Origin of the sequence: Mesorhizobium sp. B2-2-3, assembly GCF_006442405.1 — a bacterium.
Classification (GTDB): Bacteria; Pseudomonadota; Alphaproteobacteria; order Rhizobiales; family Rhizobiaceae; genus Mesorhizobium.
Genome location: NZ_VFWC01000001.1, coordinates 578,404 through 596,091, shown reverse-complemented (window position 1 = coordinate 596,091; position 17,688 = coordinate 578,404). Strand labels below are relative to the sequence as shown.

Annotated in this window: 15 protein-coding genes and 1 pseudogene; 4 read left to right on the top strand and 12 right to left on the bottom strand. The window is 61.1% G+C overall.

Features of this window, described 5'->3' with window-relative positions; translation table 11 throughout:
* Window positions 1-36: 36 nt before the first annotated feature.
* The 11 genes from FJ951_RS02730 to FJ951_RS02680 all read right to left on the bottom strand — a co-directional run bounded on the left by FJ951_RS02730 (window position 37) and on the right by FJ951_RS02680 (window position 13,236).
* Window positions 37-1,911, bottom strand: a complete 1,875-nt coding sequence (locus tag FJ951_RS02730; RefSeq protein WP_140498493.1) for a helix-turn-helix domain-containing protein — start codon at window positions 1,909-1,911, stop codon at window positions 37-39.
* An 88-nt stretch (window positions 1,912-1,999) separates the two neighbouring features.
* Window positions 2,000-3,556, bottom strand: coding sequence for an aldehyde dehydrogenase family protein (locus FJ951_RS02725; protein WP_281405584.1), 1,557 nt, complete (start codon window positions 3,554-3,556; stop codon window positions 2,000-2,002).
* 24 nt (window positions 3,557-3,580) lie between these two features.
* Window positions 3,581-5,329, bottom strand: a complete 1,749-nt coding sequence (locus tag FJ951_RS02720; protein WP_140513441.1) for an ABC transporter ATP-binding protein — start codon at window positions 5,327-5,329, stop codon at window positions 3,581-3,583.
* The gene (locus FJ951_RS02715; protein ID WP_140513439.1) at window positions 5,326-6,084 is read right to left on the bottom strand and encodes a hypothetical protein; all 759 of its coding nucleotides are present in this window, start codon (window positions 6,082-6,084) and stop codon (window positions 5,326-5,328) included. Before FJ951_RS02715 ends, FJ951_RS02720 begins: the two co-directional genes overlap by 4 nt.
* 8 nt (window positions 6,085-6,092) lie before the next feature.
* Window positions 6,093-7,850, bottom strand: coding sequence for a hypothetical protein (locus tag FJ951_RS02710; protein ID WP_140513437.1), 1,758 nt, complete (start codon window positions 7,848-7,850; stop codon window positions 6,093-6,095).
* A gap of 13 nt (window positions 7,851-7,863) precedes the next feature.
* The gene (locus FJ951_RS02705) at window positions 7,864-8,604 is read right to left on the bottom strand and encodes an ABC transporter permease (RefSeq protein WP_224619722.1); all 741 of its coding nucleotides are present in this window, start codon (window positions 8,602-8,604) and stop codon (window positions 7,864-7,866) included.
* 72 nt (window positions 8,605-8,676) lie between these two features.
* A complete protein-coding gene (locus FJ951_RS02700) occupies window positions 8,677-9,618 on the bottom strand; it encodes an ABC transporter permease (RefSeq protein WP_140513435.1) in 942 nt (313 codons plus the stop codon).
* A gap of 195 nt (window positions 9,619-9,813) precedes the next feature.
* Entirely contained in the window at window positions 9,814-11,325 is a 1,512-nt protein-coding gene (locus tag FJ951_RS02695) for an ABC transporter substrate-binding protein (protein WP_181172191.1), read from the bottom strand.
* A gap of 101 nt (window positions 11,326-11,426) precedes the next feature.
* Window positions 11,427-12,050, bottom strand: a complete 624-nt coding sequence (locus FJ951_RS02690) for an amino acid synthesis family protein (RefSeq protein ID WP_140498500.1) — start codon at window positions 12,048-12,050, stop codon at window positions 11,427-11,429.
* Window positions 12,047-12,439, bottom strand: a complete 393-nt coding sequence (locus FJ951_RS02685; RefSeq protein WP_140498501.1) for a carboxymuconolactone decarboxylase family protein — start codon at window positions 12,437-12,439, stop codon at window positions 12,047-12,049. Before FJ951_RS02685 ends, FJ951_RS02690 begins: the two co-directional genes overlap by 4 nt.
* A gap of 17 nt (window positions 12,440-12,456) precedes the next feature.
* Window positions 12,457-13,236 carry an alpha/beta hydrolase gene (locus tag FJ951_RS02680; RefSeq protein ID WP_181165367.1) on the bottom strand — a complete coding sequence of 260 codons (780 nt, stop codon included), beginning with the start codon at window positions 13,234-13,236 and terminating at the stop codon, window positions 12,457-12,459.
* A gap of 149 nt (window positions 13,237-13,385) precedes the next feature.
* Between FJ951_RS02680 and FJ951_RS02675 the strand changes: the two genes are divergently transcribed.
* The 4 genes from FJ951_RS02675 (at window position 13,386) to FJ951_RS02660 (ending at window position 16,751) form a co-directional block, all read left to right on the top strand.
* Window positions 13,386-14,108 carry a GntR family transcriptional regulator gene (locus tag FJ951_RS02675; protein WP_181165366.1) on the top strand — a complete coding sequence of 241 codons (723 nt, stop codon included), beginning with the start codon at window positions 13,386-13,388 and terminating at the stop codon, window positions 14,106-14,108.
* Entirely contained in the window at window positions 14,105-15,085 is a 981-nt protein-coding gene (locus FJ951_RS02670; RefSeq protein ID WP_140513428.1) for an aldo/keto reductase, read from the top strand. The genes FJ951_RS02675 and FJ951_RS02670 overlap by 4 nt, the downstream gene beginning before the upstream one ends.
* 81 nt (window positions 15,086-15,166) lie before the next feature.
* Window positions 15,167-15,847 (top strand): GntR family transcriptional regulator, encoded by a 681-nt coding sequence (locus tag FJ951_RS02665; protein WP_140513426.1) that lies wholly within the window; start codon window positions 15,167-15,169, stop codon window positions 15,845-15,847.
* Complete coding sequence (locus FJ951_RS02660; protein WP_140513424.1) at window positions 15,825-16,751, top strand: alpha/beta hydrolase; 927 nt, start codon at window positions 15,825-15,827, stop codon at window positions 16,749-16,751. The genes FJ951_RS02665 and FJ951_RS02660 overlap by 23 nt, the downstream gene beginning before the upstream one ends.
* 92 nt (window positions 16,752-16,843) lie before the next feature.
* Here the strand turns inward: FJ951_RS02660 and FJ951_RS28685 are convergent.
* A pseudogene (locus FJ951_RS28685) lies at window positions 16,844-17,388 on the bottom strand (glycerol-3-phosphate dehydrogenase); the annotation flags it as partial.
* Window positions 17,389-17,688: the final 300 nt, after the last annotated feature.

The window sequence follows — 17,688 nt, the reverse complement described above, 5'->3', positions numbered from 1 at the left end:
GCAGTCAGACTCCTAGGACACGAAGCAGAGACCGCATCAGACAGGTTGCTCCCGGGCAATGGTCTCGTTGAGGCGTATTGCCAGTTCAAGCGCGAACCGACGTTCGGGTGAATCGATCTCGATGCCAAACAGTTCCTGGATACGGTTCAGGCGATAACGAAGCGTAGTAACATGCAATTCCATCGCGTCCGCGCAGGCCTGGCTGCGGCAACCGTGCTCCAGAAAGACGGTCAGGGTCCTGATATAGTCCGTTGCATGCGCCTCGTCGTGACGCACGACCGCGCCAATGGCGATATCCACGAACGACCTCACTTCCTTGCTGTCGGCCGCCGAAAGCAGCAGCGGAAAAGGACCGAAGTCCTGGGGCGCAAGCAACCCGGTACGGTTGAAGCGGACGGCAAGACGGATCATGCGCTCGCATTCAAGCCATGCCTGGGGATAGTCGTGAATGCTCGAACAGGTCTTACCCGCCACGATGATCGGCTTGGTGCCGATCAGCCACTGCGTTTCCTCGATCAGCTTGCGCACAAACGTCTTGACCACCGTGTCCGCGTCGCGGGGCGCGTCGGGAATGCGGCACAGAATGATCTCGCCCAATGCGGCGGCGGTCGCCTGCGGCGCCAATTGGCCGGCGAGCCGCATGATGGAGCGGTGCAGTTCGGGTATGGTCTTGCCCTTTTCCGGCACAGTTTCCGGGAGGCCGATCGCGACCAGCCTGGCGGTGGCGTTTACGTCAATGCCGAGCCGGCGCGCCCGCGCCGTCAAATCGTCCACGTTGCGCCAGTTGCCGGAAACGATTTCCATGAACAATTCGCTGGAAGTCTGCGATTCCGTCTGGAACCGTAAATGGCTGCGCATCAACTGGACGCTGAGCGCGAACCGAGCGCTCTGAAGAAGAAGATGATCGAGGTCGCCGAAATTGGCGTCGAGCGAAAACACGATCAGCGCCCCTACCGTCTTGCCATCCACGACCAACGGCTCCACCGCCGCCGGCAGGTTGAGGTGATGGCCGCCGCAGTTCAGGTACAGCTTGCGCATTTCAAGCCCGGCCTGGTCCGAGATATCGCGAGCAAGACGGAGAAACTGGCGGCTCATGCAATCGTCCATCTCCTCGCGCCAGCGGTCGGTGTCGATGAGGTCCGGCTTGGGCGAACGTCCGGCAACGACCAGGTTGGCAGTCAGATCCACCACGACGATTGCGTTCGGCAGGAAGGTTTCGACCATGGAAGCCGCGGATGCGACGGAACCGTCCGACAGGACCTGGTGCATCAGGGAGGAATGCGCGGCAAGTGCGTTTTGGAGTTGCGCGGCGGCAGCATGTTCCGCCCTTAGCCTGTGGGCCTTGTCCACGGCTATGGCGCCCAGATGGACGATCGTCTGCAGGAATGCGAGATCGGCCGCTGACAGATCGACAACGTCGCGCGACTGCACCGACAAGACCATCGCGCGGTCTTCCATGTCCCGGCAGCCCAGAGGCAAAACCACGACAGTGCGATAACCGCGCTGGATTGCCTCTTCCCGATAGCCCGGAAATTCGATGCTCTCCTGGGCATCGCGAATGATCACCGGATCATTGCGGGTCAACGCGATGAGGGATGGACTTGTCGCCAGCGTCCAGCGGTTGCGATAGGACTTCGTCAACTGGCTAGGATCATGCCGGGTCACGACCACAGCATTGCCATCCGCCTGATCGATGCTCATCACCGCCGCCATCGACCAGGCATCGTGCTGGCATGCCGCATCGACAAGGTGCTGCAGCGTTGTCTCGAGGTCGACGCTGGAATTGATGAGGCTGGTCACGTCGCGCAGGACGCGTGACAGCGGGCGATCCAAAGCGCTCAACAGAACCTCGCTGCTTGCCGGTACTCGATCGTTACATAGCCTTCCTGGTCGATGGCGCGCCACAGTCATATTCGTTACCGGGGGTCATGCCGCCGCCATATGGCCGGCATGGATAGGATCGACCTTGCCGGCTGTTCGCGAAAGGTTTGGCAGGCCTTCAAAGCGACATGATGACCGACTTGGTCTCCGTATAAAGGTTCAGCCCTTCCTGTCCCCGTTCCCTGCCCCAGCCGGATTGCTTGAAGCCGCCGGTGGGTATCGCCGCGTCCACCGAGCCGTGTACGTTGACCCCGATCCGGCCCGCGCGAATTCGCCGTACCATCTTGTGGGCGACGCTTAGGTCCCGCGTCCAGACGCTGCCAGCTAGTCCGAAGATGCTGTCATTCGCCTGCCGCGCGATCTGTTCCAGGTCGTCGTCATCGAAGCTCATGGCGCACAGGACAGGACCGAAAATCTCTTCCTGCACCACCGCCATGTCGGGTCGGGTATCGGTCAGCACCGTCGGCGCAATGAAGTTGCCTTCATTGCCTATCCGCGTGCCGCCAAACGCCACCGTTGCACCGGCGCTCCTGCCCTGCTCGATATAGCTCATGACGCGGTCGCACTGGACCGGGGAAATGACCGGCCCCATCTGGACGCCTTCGCTGAGGCCATGACCAACGCGGATGTTCCCCGCCCGCTGGCCGATCCCATCCACGATCTGGTCGAACACCTTCTTGTGGGCGAACAGCCGCGATCCTGCGGTGCAGACCTGGCCGCTATTGGCAAAAATGCCCTGCGTGACACCGGGAATGGCAACCGACATGTCAGCATCGGGAAAGACGATGACGGGCGACTTCCCTCCCAATTCGAGCGACACTTTCTTCAAATTGCCCGCGGCAGCCTTGACGATGACGCGGCCGATCTCGCTGGAACCCGTAAAGGCAACCTTGTCGATCTGGGGGTGCGAGGCTATCGCTGCGCCCGCCGTAGGTCCAAAACCGGTCACGATATTGATCACGCCGGCGGGAATGCCGGCCTCCTGGACCAGTTCACCGAAGCGCAGCGCCGTCAGCGGCGTCTGCTCCGCCGGCTTGAGCACGATCGTGCAGCCGGTGGCCAGCGCCGGAGCTACCTTCCAGGCCAGCATGAGCAGTGGCGCATTCCACGGAATGATCTGCCCGACGACGCCGACCGGCTCGCGCACCGTGAAGGCATGGTACTTGTCCGGCGCAGAGATCGAAATGGTTTCGCCTGTGATCTTGGTCGCCCAGCCCGCCATGTAGCGGAACATATCCACGCTGAGCGTGACGTCGGAATTCCGGGCATTGGCAAGCGGCTTGCCATTGTTGAGAACCTCCAGTTCGGCCAGTTCATCGGCGTTCTGTTCCAGCAGATCCGCCAGTTTCCAGATGAGACGTCCACGTTCGCTGGGCGTGATGCGGCTCCATGGGCCTTCTTCAAAGGCCTGCCGCGCAGCTTTGACGGCATTGTCGATATCGGCGGCGTCGCCCTCCGGAACCTGTGCAATTATGCGTCCCGTGCCCGGATCATATGTGTCGAAAATCTTCCCGGACTGAGCCGGCACCCATTTTCCATCGATAAGGAGTTTTTTCTCCTGGCGTAAAAAGGACGCCGCCTTCTCTCCAATTCGGAACTGATCAGCATGTGTGTTCATCGAATTCTCCATAGGTATCGGGAAGCGCCTTGCCCGGATTCGTTCAAGGGCGTCCATCTGAAGCGCCCTCGTTAAAGCTTGTCACTCGATCACGAAGTGGTCGGGTCCGACCGCGCGAGGCTGCCGGTTCGGCGGAATGAAATCGAGCGGCCGCACGGGAGACGGCAATTCCGTCACTGGCTTGCCGATCAAGCGGTGCCTGTCCGCGGCCGGCTCCGGGTTCGGCACCGCTGCCATCAGCTTCTGGGTATAGGGATGTTTCGGATTCCCTATCACCTCGCGGCTGGGCCCGATCTCCACGATCTCGCCAAGATACATGACCGCCACGCGGTGGCTGACACGTTCGACAATGGCCATGTCGTGACTGATGAAGAGGTAGGACAACCGCAGGTCCTCCTGCAACTCAAGCAGCAGGTCGATCACCTGCGCCTTTACCGAAACGTCGAGCGCCGAGACGGCCTCGTCGGCTATAATGACCTTCGGGTCGAGCATCAGGGTCCGCGCAATGCAGATTCGCTGACGCTGTCCGCCGGAAAACTCGTGCGGAAGACGGGTGATCATCGACGGTTCGAGGCCGACACGCTCCAGAAGATGTTTCGCCTTGTCCAGGGCCTTGGCCCTGGTCGCCAACCCATGGCATAGCAGGGGCTCCGCCAGGATCGCACCGACGTTTTGCTTCGGGTCCAGGGAACTGAAAGGATCCTGGAAGATCATCTGCACATTGCGCCGGAGATCCGAAAGATCGGACCTGTTGTCGCGCCGCACCGTGCGTCCGTCGAAGACCACCTCGCCGGAATCCGGAGGATTGAGAAACAGGATGCTGCGTCCGGTCGTCGACTTGCCGCAGCCGGATTCGCCAACCAGCGACAGCGTTTCTCCAGGCATGATGTCGAAGCTCAGACCCTCGACGGCATGGAGACGCCCCACCTTGCGACGCATCGCCCCGCCACGCACGTCGAACCGGGTCACCAGCTTGCGCACGCTCAAAACCGGCTTCGGCACAGCATCCTTGGCGGGCGCGCGGTAGGAGCGGGCGACGCCTTGCCCCAGGCGGGGGACCGCGTCGATCAGCATCCTCGTATAGTCCTCGCGCGGACGCTCGAAAACGTCCTTTACTGCTCCCGTCTCCACCACGCGTCCCTTGTGCATGACCATGACGCGGTCGGCGATGTTGGCCACTACGCCCATGTCATGCGTGATGAACAGGATCGCAGTGCCGGTATCGCGCTGGACCTCGTTCAGGAGATCGAGGATTTGCGCCTGTATCGTCACGTCGAGCGCTGTTGTCGGCTCGTCGGCGATAAGCAGCTTCGGCGAGCACGCCAATGCGATGGCGATCATGATCCGCTGCCGCATCCCCCCGGAGAACATGTGAGGATAGTCATTGAACCGCCGCCGCGCGTCAGGAATGCGAACGCGGTCGAAAAGCCGGATGCCCTCCTCCCGCGCCTCGGCATCGCTTAAGGGTCGATGCTGGCGCAGCATTTCCTTGATTTGGGTGCTGACCTGCAGAACCGGGTTCAGGCTCATCATCGGTTCTTGGAAGATCATGCTGGCAATGCCGCCACGCACCCGCCGCAATGTCGATGTCGACGCCCCCACCACTTGCTGGCCATCCACGATGACCGAACCGGTCACTTGGGTATTGCCGGAAAGCAGTCCCATGATCGTCATGGAGGTGACGCTCTTGCCGGACCCCGACTCGCCGACAAGCGCCAGCGTCTCGCCAGCATGGATGGCCAGATCGACATCATGCACCACCTGATGCTTGCCGAAAGCGACGTTGAGGCCTTTTACCTCGACCACTGGATCGGATTTCCGTTCACTCATGAGTTTGGCGCCGGTGCAACAGTGAAGCCCGCCTGCGAGCGAGAGCGCTCCGAAGTTGGAGCCCAGGTGAGCATTTCGAGCGCGTACAGCGCATCCAGCGTCTCGCGCGACAGGGGAATGCCCTTCTGGTGCGCCATGGCGATCTTTTCCCGAGGCCGAACGGCAACGTGCCCGGACGCCTTCAGTTCAGGCCTGCGGGCGCTGACCATGAGAAGCGCGCAGCCCGGCGTCAGCCCGGCGGCGTCGATCGATTCCAGAACCGCCGTGTCCTCACCGAGGAGCGCCGCCAGGGCATCCCGGCCCCGGCCCGAATAAAGCACACCCCGTGCGTCGGGGTCAGCCAACAGCCAGTCGAAGGTTCCATCCCTGGCGATGATGCCGATAGAGGAGAGATTGTAGTCCATCGCACCGACCAGCGTGGCCGGAACAAGCGACAGCTCGGTCGCCGCCAATATCCGGCACATTTCCCATTTGGCGCCGCCTGCATGCGCGGCGAGAGCATCGATCGCGGCAGGTCCCGTTTCCAGAAATGAAACGCCGGCGGCGTCCAGCATCGTGAGCCCGTTCGATTTCCGGTAGCGGAAGCCATGGGAGGGCCGCGGTCCCGCCTGGCGAATTTCATCCAGAATAGCCGGATCGAGCGCCGCACCTGTTGCAACGAGATGAGCGCCCCGGTCAGCGGTTCCGAACGCGTAGCCCAGCGCCCTGAGCGACCACGGCAGGACGCGAGTCAGTTCGGAATAGGCAACAAACATGCTCGTGCTCACAGGGCGACCTCATTCTCATGCTTGCGAACCCGGGAACCCGGCCTGCCAGGCTCGAGGAATTCCGAAGGCAGCGGCTGGTCTTGGAAGAAAGTCCCCCGCACATAGCGGATGCTGAGCGGCGTCGAGCCGCGAATGCCCAGCGACGCAAGGAAAAACCGTATGAGATCGGCGGGGACGAAATCGCGATGCGCGAGCGGATCGCGTATTTCCGCATAGAGCAGGCCATCCAGATATTGCACCCGCGAAATGGCGTAATGCAAGTCCGGATGGTCGAGGACGACGTCGCCGGCGCGCTCCTTGTCACCACGGCTGACCAGCACCGCCGCCAGCCTCTGGATCAATCCGATATGATCGATGAAGGATTCGAAACGCTCGTGCGGGTCGATGACCCGCTCGCCGCGCCTTTGTTCGCCATTGTCGATCGAATGGTACCAGAAGTGCTGATGGGTTTCGGCAAGCGTGCGGTCGGCGGTGAGAGCCCAGACGTAGTTCCTGCGCAGGATCTCGCGCAATTCAGCGACCGTCATTGCTGGCTGCAATTGCCGCTTGCGGGCTGCGCCGATCTGGAAATAGGGCGCGATGGCGTCACAAAAGTCCGGTACCACGTCGAGAAGTACGCTGTGGAACTGCTCACTGGTCTCGCCATCCATGACTTCTGCGACGTGCGCAGCAACGTCGCCCCAGCACCGAAACTGTCCTTCGCGCAGGCTTGCCGATATGCGTGTCAGGTTCTCGATGATGGTTTCGTTGGCCACCACGTAGTCCTGCGTCTGTGGGTCGGTCTGCGCATAGATGCGGATGGTGCTCTCTATCGAGCCGCGGACAACTGAAATGCTTCCCGCATCGACCGGCAGGCTTTTTGCGTAGCCAAGAGCCGCCTCGCGTACGGTCACCCATGTGGCGACCCAATGCGGCCAGCGCTGGAGGGCAACGCACATGCCCTGGCCTGAGGAGTTGCCTATTCCAAGCCCGCGCGCGATCGAAATGTCGAGCTGCGCTGCGTCCGGATTGCGCCGCCGCGCCACGGCATTGACGAGATCGATGGAGACGAGCCGCACCAGGTAGATGGCGAAGATATCCGCAAAGAACGGGTGCGCCAGCGGATGCCCCTCGGGAATGCCCGGATAGGAAACCGTGCCATTCCGGCCGCTGCTTTGAAAGCCACCGTTCCGCATGAGATAGGCGATGCCGAGCTCGGGGGCGGGCTGTTCGCCGCGGGACAGTGCTTCGACTACGGCGTCGAAATGCCGGCTGCTGCGATTGGCCGGGGTCCAGCCGACCACATCCGAATCCGTACGCATCTGGCCTTCAGCCTTGATGTCGAATGTTTCAAATTCCCGCTCGATACGCTGTTGGCTGGCAAGATTGACGAAGAGCGCGCCGAACATGTCACGGTCCGCGCCATCGGAGCGGCGTCCGACTTTTTCGATTCCGTCCCATGGATATGCTCGGGCAATATAGGAGAAGGAATGGCCTTCCGCGTCGATCCGGTAGACGAATCTCGCCGCGCCGTCATCGCCGCATTCCGCCGAGATCATCCTTATCTGCCAGCGTTCGCGAACGATCCTGCGCAACAACATGTCGGCAAAACTGACGCGCGAAGCCTTGAAGCAGCGAAGGTTCTCCACACGCATCAGAACATCCGCCGGCCGCATCCATCGCCGCGCTTTCAGGGCACCTTCCCGGCCGGCAAACTCCTGCAGGCGTTGTTCTATGAATGCCGGCAGCGGCGGCTCGATCTGGTTAGACGTCATTTCCCTGTTCCAATCAGCGATCATTGCGGGACGCGGCCTCGTTCATGCTCGACCCGACAAGATAAAATGTGAAAACTGTAAGGGCGACGGCAGCGCCCGGCCCCAGGCTGAGCAGCGGCAGGATCGGCAGGAACATCGAACCGTCGCGTACCATGCCGCCCCAGTCCGGAGCCGGCGGAGGAACGCCCAGCCCCAGGAAGCTGAGGCTTGCGGAGGTGAAGATCGCGAAGGCCACATTGATTGCGAACTGCGCCCACACCACGCGCATCGTGTTTGGCATGATATGATGGCGGATGATCCAGAAAGAGCTTGCGCCCGTGGCGCGCGCAGCTTCCACGAAGACCATTTCCCGGACGACGAAGACCTGACCACGAACCAGCCGGGCGACCGTCGGCGCGGTGACGACACCCAGCGTGACCGCCAGGTTGACCACCGATGGCCCGAGCATCGCGGTGATGATCAATGCGAGAACGAGCCCCGGCAAGGCGATGAAAATGTCGATGATCTGGACGAGGACAAAATCGATCCAGCCACGGAAAAATCCGGCGATCAGGCCAATGGGGGCGCCGATCAGCACAGCCACTATGGCCGCCGAAGCGCCCACCTGCAGTGAAACCCTTGTTCCGTAGATGACGCGCGACAGCACGTCCCGGCCAAGTTGATCCGTGCCAAGGATGTTTTCAGCCGAAGGCGGGCCGAGGACGTTTACCGTCGTGGCGGTCGGGTGCAGGGGCGCGATCAAGGGCGCGAACACCGCGATCAAAGTGATGATCACCAGAAGCGTCAGGCCAAGGACCAATCGGAATGGAAGTTTTCTCATTGGATGCTAAGCCGATGTTCGCACGAGCGGATTGACGAGGCTGTAGGTCACGTCCGCCACAAGGTTGAGGATCATCACGCCGACGATGATCACCATTCCAACCGACAGCATGACAGGAAAATCCCGGGACGAGATCGCTTCCACCAGAAGCCGGCCCATGCCCGGCATCGAAAAGACGGTTTCGGTGACGACCGCGCCGCCAACCAGTTGTCCAAGCGAAAGACCGGCATAGGTGATCAAGGGCAATATGCTGTTGGGCAGAATGTGCCGGTAGGAAATGCGCGCCTCGGACAGCCCCTTCGAACGCGCGGCCTGGATGTAGAGGCTGCCTTTCACCGACTGGTATTCGGCTTTGTAGACGAGCGTGAAGGAGCTAAAATAAAAGGTCGTAAGCGTGATGACGGGCAGGATCATGTGGATGAGATGCTGCCCGGCGCCCCGTGACCACGGCGACCATCCGGTCGTCGGTAGCCAGCGGAGTTGAACCGAAAACAGGTAGATCAGCAGCAGTCCGAGAAAGAAATTCGGTACGGTGATGCCGACGATGCTGACGGCGGCGGTGAGCCGGTCCACCAGCTTTTTCATGAACGTCGCCGAATTGATCAGCGTGGCGCCCAGGAAAGCGATGAGGATTGCCCAGGATGCCAGCTCAAGCGTTAGAGGAAGGGCATCCGCGATCATTTGCGCGACAGGCTGTTGGGTGGAATAAGACCGGCCCAGGTCGCCCGACAATGCGGCGCTGATCCAGTTCCAGTAACGCGACAGAATGGGCTGGTCGAAGCCTAGCTTCGCGTTGAGTTCGGCGATCGATTGGGGGGATGCGTTCTCGCCCAGCATGATCGCCGCCGGCGTCCCCAGAAAGGACGTCACCGACGTGAACAGCAGAAACGTCAGAACGATAACGTTCGGAACCATGATCGCTATGCGGGAAAGTACAAGCGCAAGCATGCCGGCCTCAGTTCATCGCGAAGGATTGAAGAAACGCCTCCGGGGCGCCCGTCCCGCAAAGCGGGCGGTTGGGCACATCCGATGGGCGGCGGTCATAATGGCGATCAAGTTCCTCTACCGGTTGCAGGCGGGACCAGGTCCCACCCGCGCCAGAGGCCGCGGCGCGCCGCGCCGCGCCGCGGCAAAGCATGAAGATCAGGCCTGCGTTTTCCAGACGTAACGGAACCGCGGGATCTCGTCCGGCATCGGAGCGAACCCTTTGACGGTGTTGCGCATGGCGTTGAATTCGACGCTGAACCCGACGGGCATGTAAGGCAGATCGGCAGAAATCTGACGCTGGATCTTTTCGTACAATTCCTTGCGGCGCGCCTGATCGGAAATTACCCGCGCTTCATCGATCCATTTGTCCACTTGGTCATTCTTGTACCCCGTGGAGTTCGCGGTGCCTTTGCTGGAGAAGAGATAGTGGATCAGGCCGTCGGGATCCGCCCGTTGCGTCCAGCGCATCGGCGTGAAGCGTATCTCGCCTGAGACCGCCTTTGCGTAGTAGTCGCTTTGGGGGACCGGCTCGAGCTCAATGTTGAGGCCGATCGCGTCGAGGTCTTCCTTGGCAAGTTCGGCAAAGCGTCGCAGCGTATCGCCGCTTGGCGCCGCAAGCTTGATGGTGGTGCCCTTCAGGCCGGAATCAGCCACGATCTTGCGCGCCTTTTCCGGATCGTATTCGTAGTGCACCAGATCGGTTGGGGTCCACCACAGGCCGTCTGGCGTGAAGCTGTCGGAAATCTTGCCTTGCCCCGCCCATATGATCTGGTTGATGCGGTCGCGGTTGAGGCCATGCGCGATGGCCTGGCGCAGTTCCGGCTTGTTATATGGCTCGGCGTCCCACCGCCACTGGTAGGAATACCAGACGCCACCCTTCGACGGCACAAGCTCGATGTCCGGGCTGGCCTTGGAAAGGCGCGTATCCAACGGATCAAGCTGGCTTATGAAATCCAGTTCACCGATGGCCATGCGCTGAATGCCGACGACGTTCGTCGGAATGTCATGGAAGGTAATGCCGTCGAGATATGGCATTCCCTTCTGCCAATAGCTGTCGTTCTTGGTGAGCGCGATGCGCAACCCGCGGACCCATTCGCCGAAAACGAACGGACCGGTCCCGACAGGATTGGAACCGACGTCGCTGCCGTATTTCTTGGCCGCAGTTGGCGAAGCCATCAGCCCTGCGCGGTCGGCAAACAGCGCCAGCAGCGGCGGATAAGGTTCCTTCATGTCGATGGCGACGGTGAATTCGTCCAGCACTTCGACATTCTTGACGCCTTCCAGCAACTTGAGCTGCGATGAGTTGCCTTTCGGATCGAGACGCGCATCAAGGTTCCATTTCACGGCCTCGGCGTTGAACGGTGTGCCGTCATGGAACTTCACGCCTTCCTGCAGCTTCAGGACCACGCGCTTGCCGTCGTCCGAAAACTCCCAGCTTTTCGCCAGGGCAGGCTTCAGGGAGAAGTCCGCCTCGGTCTCGAGAAGCGTATCGAATATCAGGAAAAGGATCTGCCGCTCGGTCCATTGCGACGACTGAAGCGGGTCGAGCGTGCGGACGTCGCTGATGAAGCCGACGTTGAGCGTGCCGCCGGTGACCGGCTGGGTATCTTGAGCCAGCGCTACCGCCGGCAAAGAGGCCACGATTGCGAAGCCGCTGACGGCGGCCATAAATTGCCTTCTATCCATGACAAATCCTCCGTTGGTTCAGTTCCCGATATTATCGGCATTGCCGTTATTGGCCTCCGGGCAAGGACCCGGAGGCTTGCGCGTTATTTGCTCTCGGCTGGCAGCGGCCGGCCGGCCTGATCGACTCCCATGATCCGCATGTCGTTGAACCGATCGCCGATGCGATGGTGCGGACGCCCGCCGCTCGCGGCGCCCAAGGCGATGACGATCTCGTCATGCGCAGGCGCGTCGGGAATGGTGAATTCCACGGTCAGAAAATGAGCGCGGCTTCCCTTCTTCTCAGCGTCCTTGTGGGTCAAGGGAACGGTGAGCGCGGTGCCGGCGCCGGCACGCTTGTTCGTGAACGGGAGAAAGGAATCGCCACCAGCGGCGATGCGGAAGACATTGCCGAAATGCAGCGTGTGGATCAGGCCGGCCGCGTGTTCGACTTCGCCGTCCGTCCCGGTCACCGCGCACTTTCCAAACGCTTCTATCCTGTCCGGACCGCCCATGATCGCCACCAGGCGAGGCACGAGGGCATCCGTGAGAGCCTTGGCGTGCTCCATGATGTGCGGCTGCAGGTCCTCGACGAATGCCGATCCTGCCCAGGGATTGCGGATTACCGCCGCGCAGGCGGCCATGCGAAGCGGAACCGGCGCGACGCGCCCCCCTTCGATAAGCGTGTCCTCGACGAAATCGACGATCTTGCGGATCAGGACCCCAGTCATTTTTCCACTCCGCCGGCTGCGAGTTCGGCAAGCACGCGGTTGGCGATGCGATGGCATTCGACGCCGACAGGAACGCCGCAATAAATCGTGAGATGGGTTATCAACGCGTCCAGCTCGTCACGGGTGACCCCGTTGCGAAGGGCGCCGCGAAAATGCAGTTCCCACTCATGCATGCGGTTGAGCGCGGCAATCATGACGATGTTCAGCATGCTGCGGGTCCTGGCATCCAGCCTGTCGTCACCCCAGGCCGTTCCCCAGCAATATTCTGTGATAAATGACTGAAAACCCTTGGAAAACTCGGTTGCCTTGCTCAGCGAATTTTCAACATATTCGCTGCCGAGCGTCGCCTTGCGCCGCTCCAGCCCACGCTCAAATAGCGTCTCGTTCATTCGTCTTCCCTTCATTTTCAGCGTGGACGCAAAAGGAACTCGCGGACATGGTCGGACACCAGCTTTGATGCCTCGACCAGGACGCTGTGCTTCAGGCCGGCCAGAATGCGTAATTCCGAATCGGGGATCAGCCGGTGCATCGTCTCGGCCATCCGGACATTCGACCCCTGATCGAATTCGCCCGTCATCACCAGCGTTGGCTGTCTGATCTCGGGAAGCCGATCCACCAGTTCGGTAAGGCCGAACACCCGATACGCCTCCAGGTAAGACGGCACGTGGACAGCCTTGAGCTCGGCAATTCGCCGCTCGATCACATCGGGATGGCGCTCGGCGAATTCCTTGGTGAACCAGCGGTCGTGCGCAGCACCAACGACTGCGTCCATACCGCCGTCGCGGATCATCTGCAGGCGCGCCACAACCTTCTCACGTTCGGCGGGGGTGCGCCCCGCAACTGCGGAAAGAAGCACGACGCGCTCAAACCGGTCCGAATAGGAACAGGCCAGTTCTTGCGCGATCAAGCCCCCCAATGAAAAGCCGACCAGATGGGCTTTGCGCACGCCGGCGTCGTCCATCACCCGAACGATATCGGCGGCAAACTTCTCGACGGAATATTCCGAATCGATGTGCGCGGACTGACCATGACCGCGCAGGTCGGAGCGAATAATGTCGAAGCTGCCCTCCAATTGGAGGCTGACGTCCTCCCAGCTTTGCAGGTTGGCGCCGACACCGTGCACCAGCACGAGAGGATGGCCCTTACCGCTTCTCTCATAGGCGATGAGATCGTCTTTGGTGCGCATCGGCGCCATCCCAGGTCCCTCGTTCGAACTCGATTTTTTTGGTATACCGACAGACAGGCATATGGTCAACCGTATTTGAATCGGCTACTTGTGATGAAAGAGTCGAACGCGTAGCTGTCATGGAAGGAACGACGGGAGAGGACGCCGCGATGCATGAATGGACGGACTGGTCGATTGCGGATTCGCCGACATTGCGCGAGCAGACCGTTGTCACGCTGCGCGAGGCGTTGTTCAACGAAGTGTTCAAGCCGGGTGACAAGCTGGTGGAACGGAAGCTTGCCGAGCAGACCGGCGTAAGCCGCACAAGCATTCGGGAAGCGCTGAGCCAGCTTGAGTCCGAAGGGCTTGTGACTCGGGTAGCCGGCAAGGGCATGTTCGTGACCCGCTTGTCGGAACGGGAAGTCCGGCAGATCTACGAGGCCCGCGCAATCCTGGAATCGGCCATGGCGCGCCTGTTTGTCGAACGGGCCAGCCAGGAACAAATGGACGAATTGGCGCGGCGTATTTCGGAAGCAGGCGAAACCGACACCTCCGAGCTTGCCAGGCAGCATGCCGAGAAGCTCGACGCGGTGTGGGACATCATCATGCAAGGCGCAGGCAACGACATCACCAGGCAAATGACCTTTCTCCTGCATGGCCGCGTCACCTATCTGCGCACCGTCACCACCCGCGTCGCCTCGGCTGAACGGCGCAGGAATACGATGGCCTTGCTCCACGGCATTTTCGACGCGCTGCGCGCGCGCGATGCCGACCTCGCCGAAAAGCTCACGCGCGGGTATGTCGAAAGATCCGCGGCTTTCGCGCTGTCGCTGCTGCGGGACTCTGGGCAGAACGCCAAATCCTCATCACGCAAGCAACGGATCGACACATGAACTATGTCAGGCTCGGCAAGAGCAATCTGAAGGTATCCCGGCTATGCCTCGGCGCGATGGGATTCGGATCCGCGGGATGGCGGGCCTGGGTGCTCGATGAGAAGGCGTCGGCGCCGATCGTTGCGCGCGCCCTCGACCACGGCATCAACTTCTTCGACACCTGCGACTTCTATTCGGCTGGCGAGAGTGAACGCATTCTCGGCCAGATACTCGTTCTCAAGCAGCCGCGCGACAGCTTCGTCATCGCCACCAAGGCGGGAAACCCGATGGCCGCGCATTGCAACGGCCGCGGCTACTCCAGAAAGCACCTGTTCAAGGCAATCGACGATTCGTTGGTCCGCCTTGGAACCGATCACGTGGACCTCTTCCAGACGCATATCTGGGACAAGGACACCGACCTCGACGAACTGGTCGATGCCATGGCGGATATCGTGCGCGCCGGAAAGGCGCTCTATGTAGGCGTCACGACGATGCCCGGCTGGACACTCGCAAAATGCCGTGCGGCTGCCAGCGCACGCGACCTTCCGGCATTCATCTCGATGCAATGCGAATACAATCCCGCTCACCGGGAGTGCGAGCGGGAACTGCTTGCCTACTGCCGCCACGATGATGTTGCCCTGATACCGTTCAGCCCGATCGCGCGCGGCTTCCTTGCCGCGGATCGCCGCAATCCCGGCCAGCAGACGGCGCGCACGAAAAGCGACGACTATACGCAGAAATATTACCACCGCGACGGCGACCACGCCGTGCGCGAAGCCGTCGCTGCCGTTGCCGCCGACATCGGAAAGACACCGGCGCAGGTGGCTCTCGCCTGGACATTGGCGCGCCCCGGCATTACCGCGCCCATCTTCGGAGCGACCTCGACAGACCATGTCGACGAGGCAGTCGCGGCATTGGACATAGTGCTTACCTCCGAACATATCGACCGCATCGACGGGGCCTACGAGCCACGGCCGCTGAACGCCTCAGGCCACTGAATGAAGCACAATGCTTGCGGTAAGCTGATATGCTTGTGAAATTGCACTCGTTCGCGCACGTTTCAAAGGAGCAAATCCGCCGTGTATGATCTGCGAGTCCATGCTCCGCCGCGCCTGTACACGCAGGTGGCCGATACCATCCGCAACGCCATCGTCGTCGGAGAACTGGCGCCGGGAGAGCGGCTGGTGGAGCGCACGCTTTGCGAGCGCATGGGCGTTTCGCGGACGTCGCTCAGGGAAGCGATGCGCGAGCTCGAGAACGAGGGCCTTGTCACGAACCTGCCCAACCGGGGGCTTATCGTCTCTGTCGTCGATCCCAAGATCGCGAAGGACATTTTTGATCTTCGCGAGGCGCTGGAGGCGCTTGTATGCAGGTTGTTTTGCGAGAATGCGACTGACGATCATATCACGCGTTGTCGGGGCGTGTATGACGAGTTGATGGAAACCTATCGCGTCGGTGTGGCGCGCGAAATGATAGCTGCAAAGACTAGATTCTACGACGTCTTGGTAGCGGGCGCGAACAATTCCGAGGCGGAACGGATGCTTCGCAGCATCCATATGCGGGCCTCACAGTTGCGCATGATTTCTCTTTCCGATGCAGAGCGGCGAAAGGCATCTCAGGAAGAGCTGGCAGCCCTGCTCGACGCCCTTGTGAATCGCAGGGCATCGGATGCCGAGCGGCTTGCAAAAAAGCATGTACGCAAAGCCGCCCAGTTCGCGCTCGGGATGATCGAACAGCTTGAAAACCAATCCGTCAGCTGATCGGCGGCGCTTGAAAGCGCGAGACGCCGCCCGTCCGCCGCTACCCGCGGCGACGGTGAAGGAGAATTATGTCGTGGCGGGCGGCATCCGTACGCGCTATTTCGAAGCTGGCAGCGGACCGGCCGTGATCCTTCTGCACGGCTCGTCACTGGCGATCGATGCCTGGTCCACCTGGCACAACACCATCCCGGCACTCGCGCATGACTTCCGGGTGCTGGCGCCCGATCTGGTCGGCTTCGGTCTCTCGGATGCGCCGGTGGACGGGAAACACGTTCCCCGCCTCGAAAGGCGGCATCACGTTTCAGCCTTCATCGAAGCGCTCGGCATTACCCGATGCGCGCTCGTCGGCCATTCCGAAGGCGGTTTCATCGCGGCAATGCTCGCCGTTGAAAAGCCGGGTCTGGTCGATAAGGTGGTCGTCGTGAGCAGCGGTGCGACCTCCCCGCGCCTCGGCGGAAATGAGGACCACGCTTGGCAGGCAGCAGCGGCAGCAGCGTATAATGTGCTCGAGGGATGCGACACCGAGGAAGACTTTCTGCGAACCAATGCGAGGCTAAGCACGAAGAATCCGCCGGAGTTCGTGGAGCTGCTAAAAAAGAACTACCGCCTGGCCTGCGAGTCCGGTCAGTTGGAGCGCTTCAAGCAGGCTGCCCGGAAAAAGGACGACACCGAATATACCCAGATCCAGGAGGACCATCTCCTTCCGCATTTGCCCACCATGCAGGCCAAGCTGTTCATAGCCTGGTCAGGCTGCGACGAAACCGTGCCGGTGGCGCGCGGCATCAAGCTGCTGGAACGCGCGCCGCAAGCCGACATGCACATTTTCGCCAATGCCGCTCACATGGTCATGATCGATCGCCCACGCGAATTCAATGGAGTTGTCCGGGACTGGCTTGGCAGCTAGCGCCGGTCAAACCGTCCAGCTTATGACCCACAGCAAGTCGTCCCAAGGGGCCCGCCATGCCGCGGGAGGATGTCCTCGGGCGTGCGCCCTCACTCCCTCGCCACCAGGTAACGCGCTTCCGAGTCGTAGAGCAGCCCGCCATAGTGCTGCCCGAGGTCGGACATGCCAGCCGTGGCGCCCACCACCTCCTGACCGCGTGCCGTAGAGCCGCCGGTAATGATGAACGAGGGCGCGCGGCATCCACGGCCATGTTTCGCATAATCCGTTGACGGAAGGCTCAAAGTCCGCGTTCGGCATGTTGCCGCCCGGCAGCGGCACACTCGCGGTCCAGTCGCCCCCCATCTGCGGAAAGATATGTTCGAGGCGATGGGCCGCGCTAGGCCAATTTCCGGAAGGTCGTGATCTTGCCGCCGAAGACATTGAACAGTGGCGTGTCCCCGGTCTCGTCAAGGTCGAAGACGTAGTCGCGCGTAACCGCCGAAGGGTTCCCATTGCCGTCGTCGAACAACAGCCGCACGCCCCAGAACGCATACAGCAAGTCCTGGGGGCGCAGCTTCTCTTTGAAGTAGCGGTTCACGGCCGCGCTCAAACATTCGATCTCGGTCTGGTCGATCTGCACCGCTTCGGCAGCACCCTCTAGGCGCCGCAGTTCGAGGTGCGGCTACGGTCGCGATTTTTGTCTTGATATTTTTATCAAGCTGTGAAATTTTTTTCAATTAAATGCTGGAGGAAGTTTTCCGCACCTCAGAATGCCCTGACAATGGGCATCGGACGGAGAACACGATGGGAGGTTCAATATGCCGGTCCAAGCCGTTTCAACCGAGTGAGCCTTTCCTGCGGGAGACGCCGCGTCCTGGACCTAAAAATCCGGCGTCGTCGTCACACCTTCACAGGCAGGGGAAAGAGTGCATCCGGCTTCAGGCGCTTTTTTCAAAAC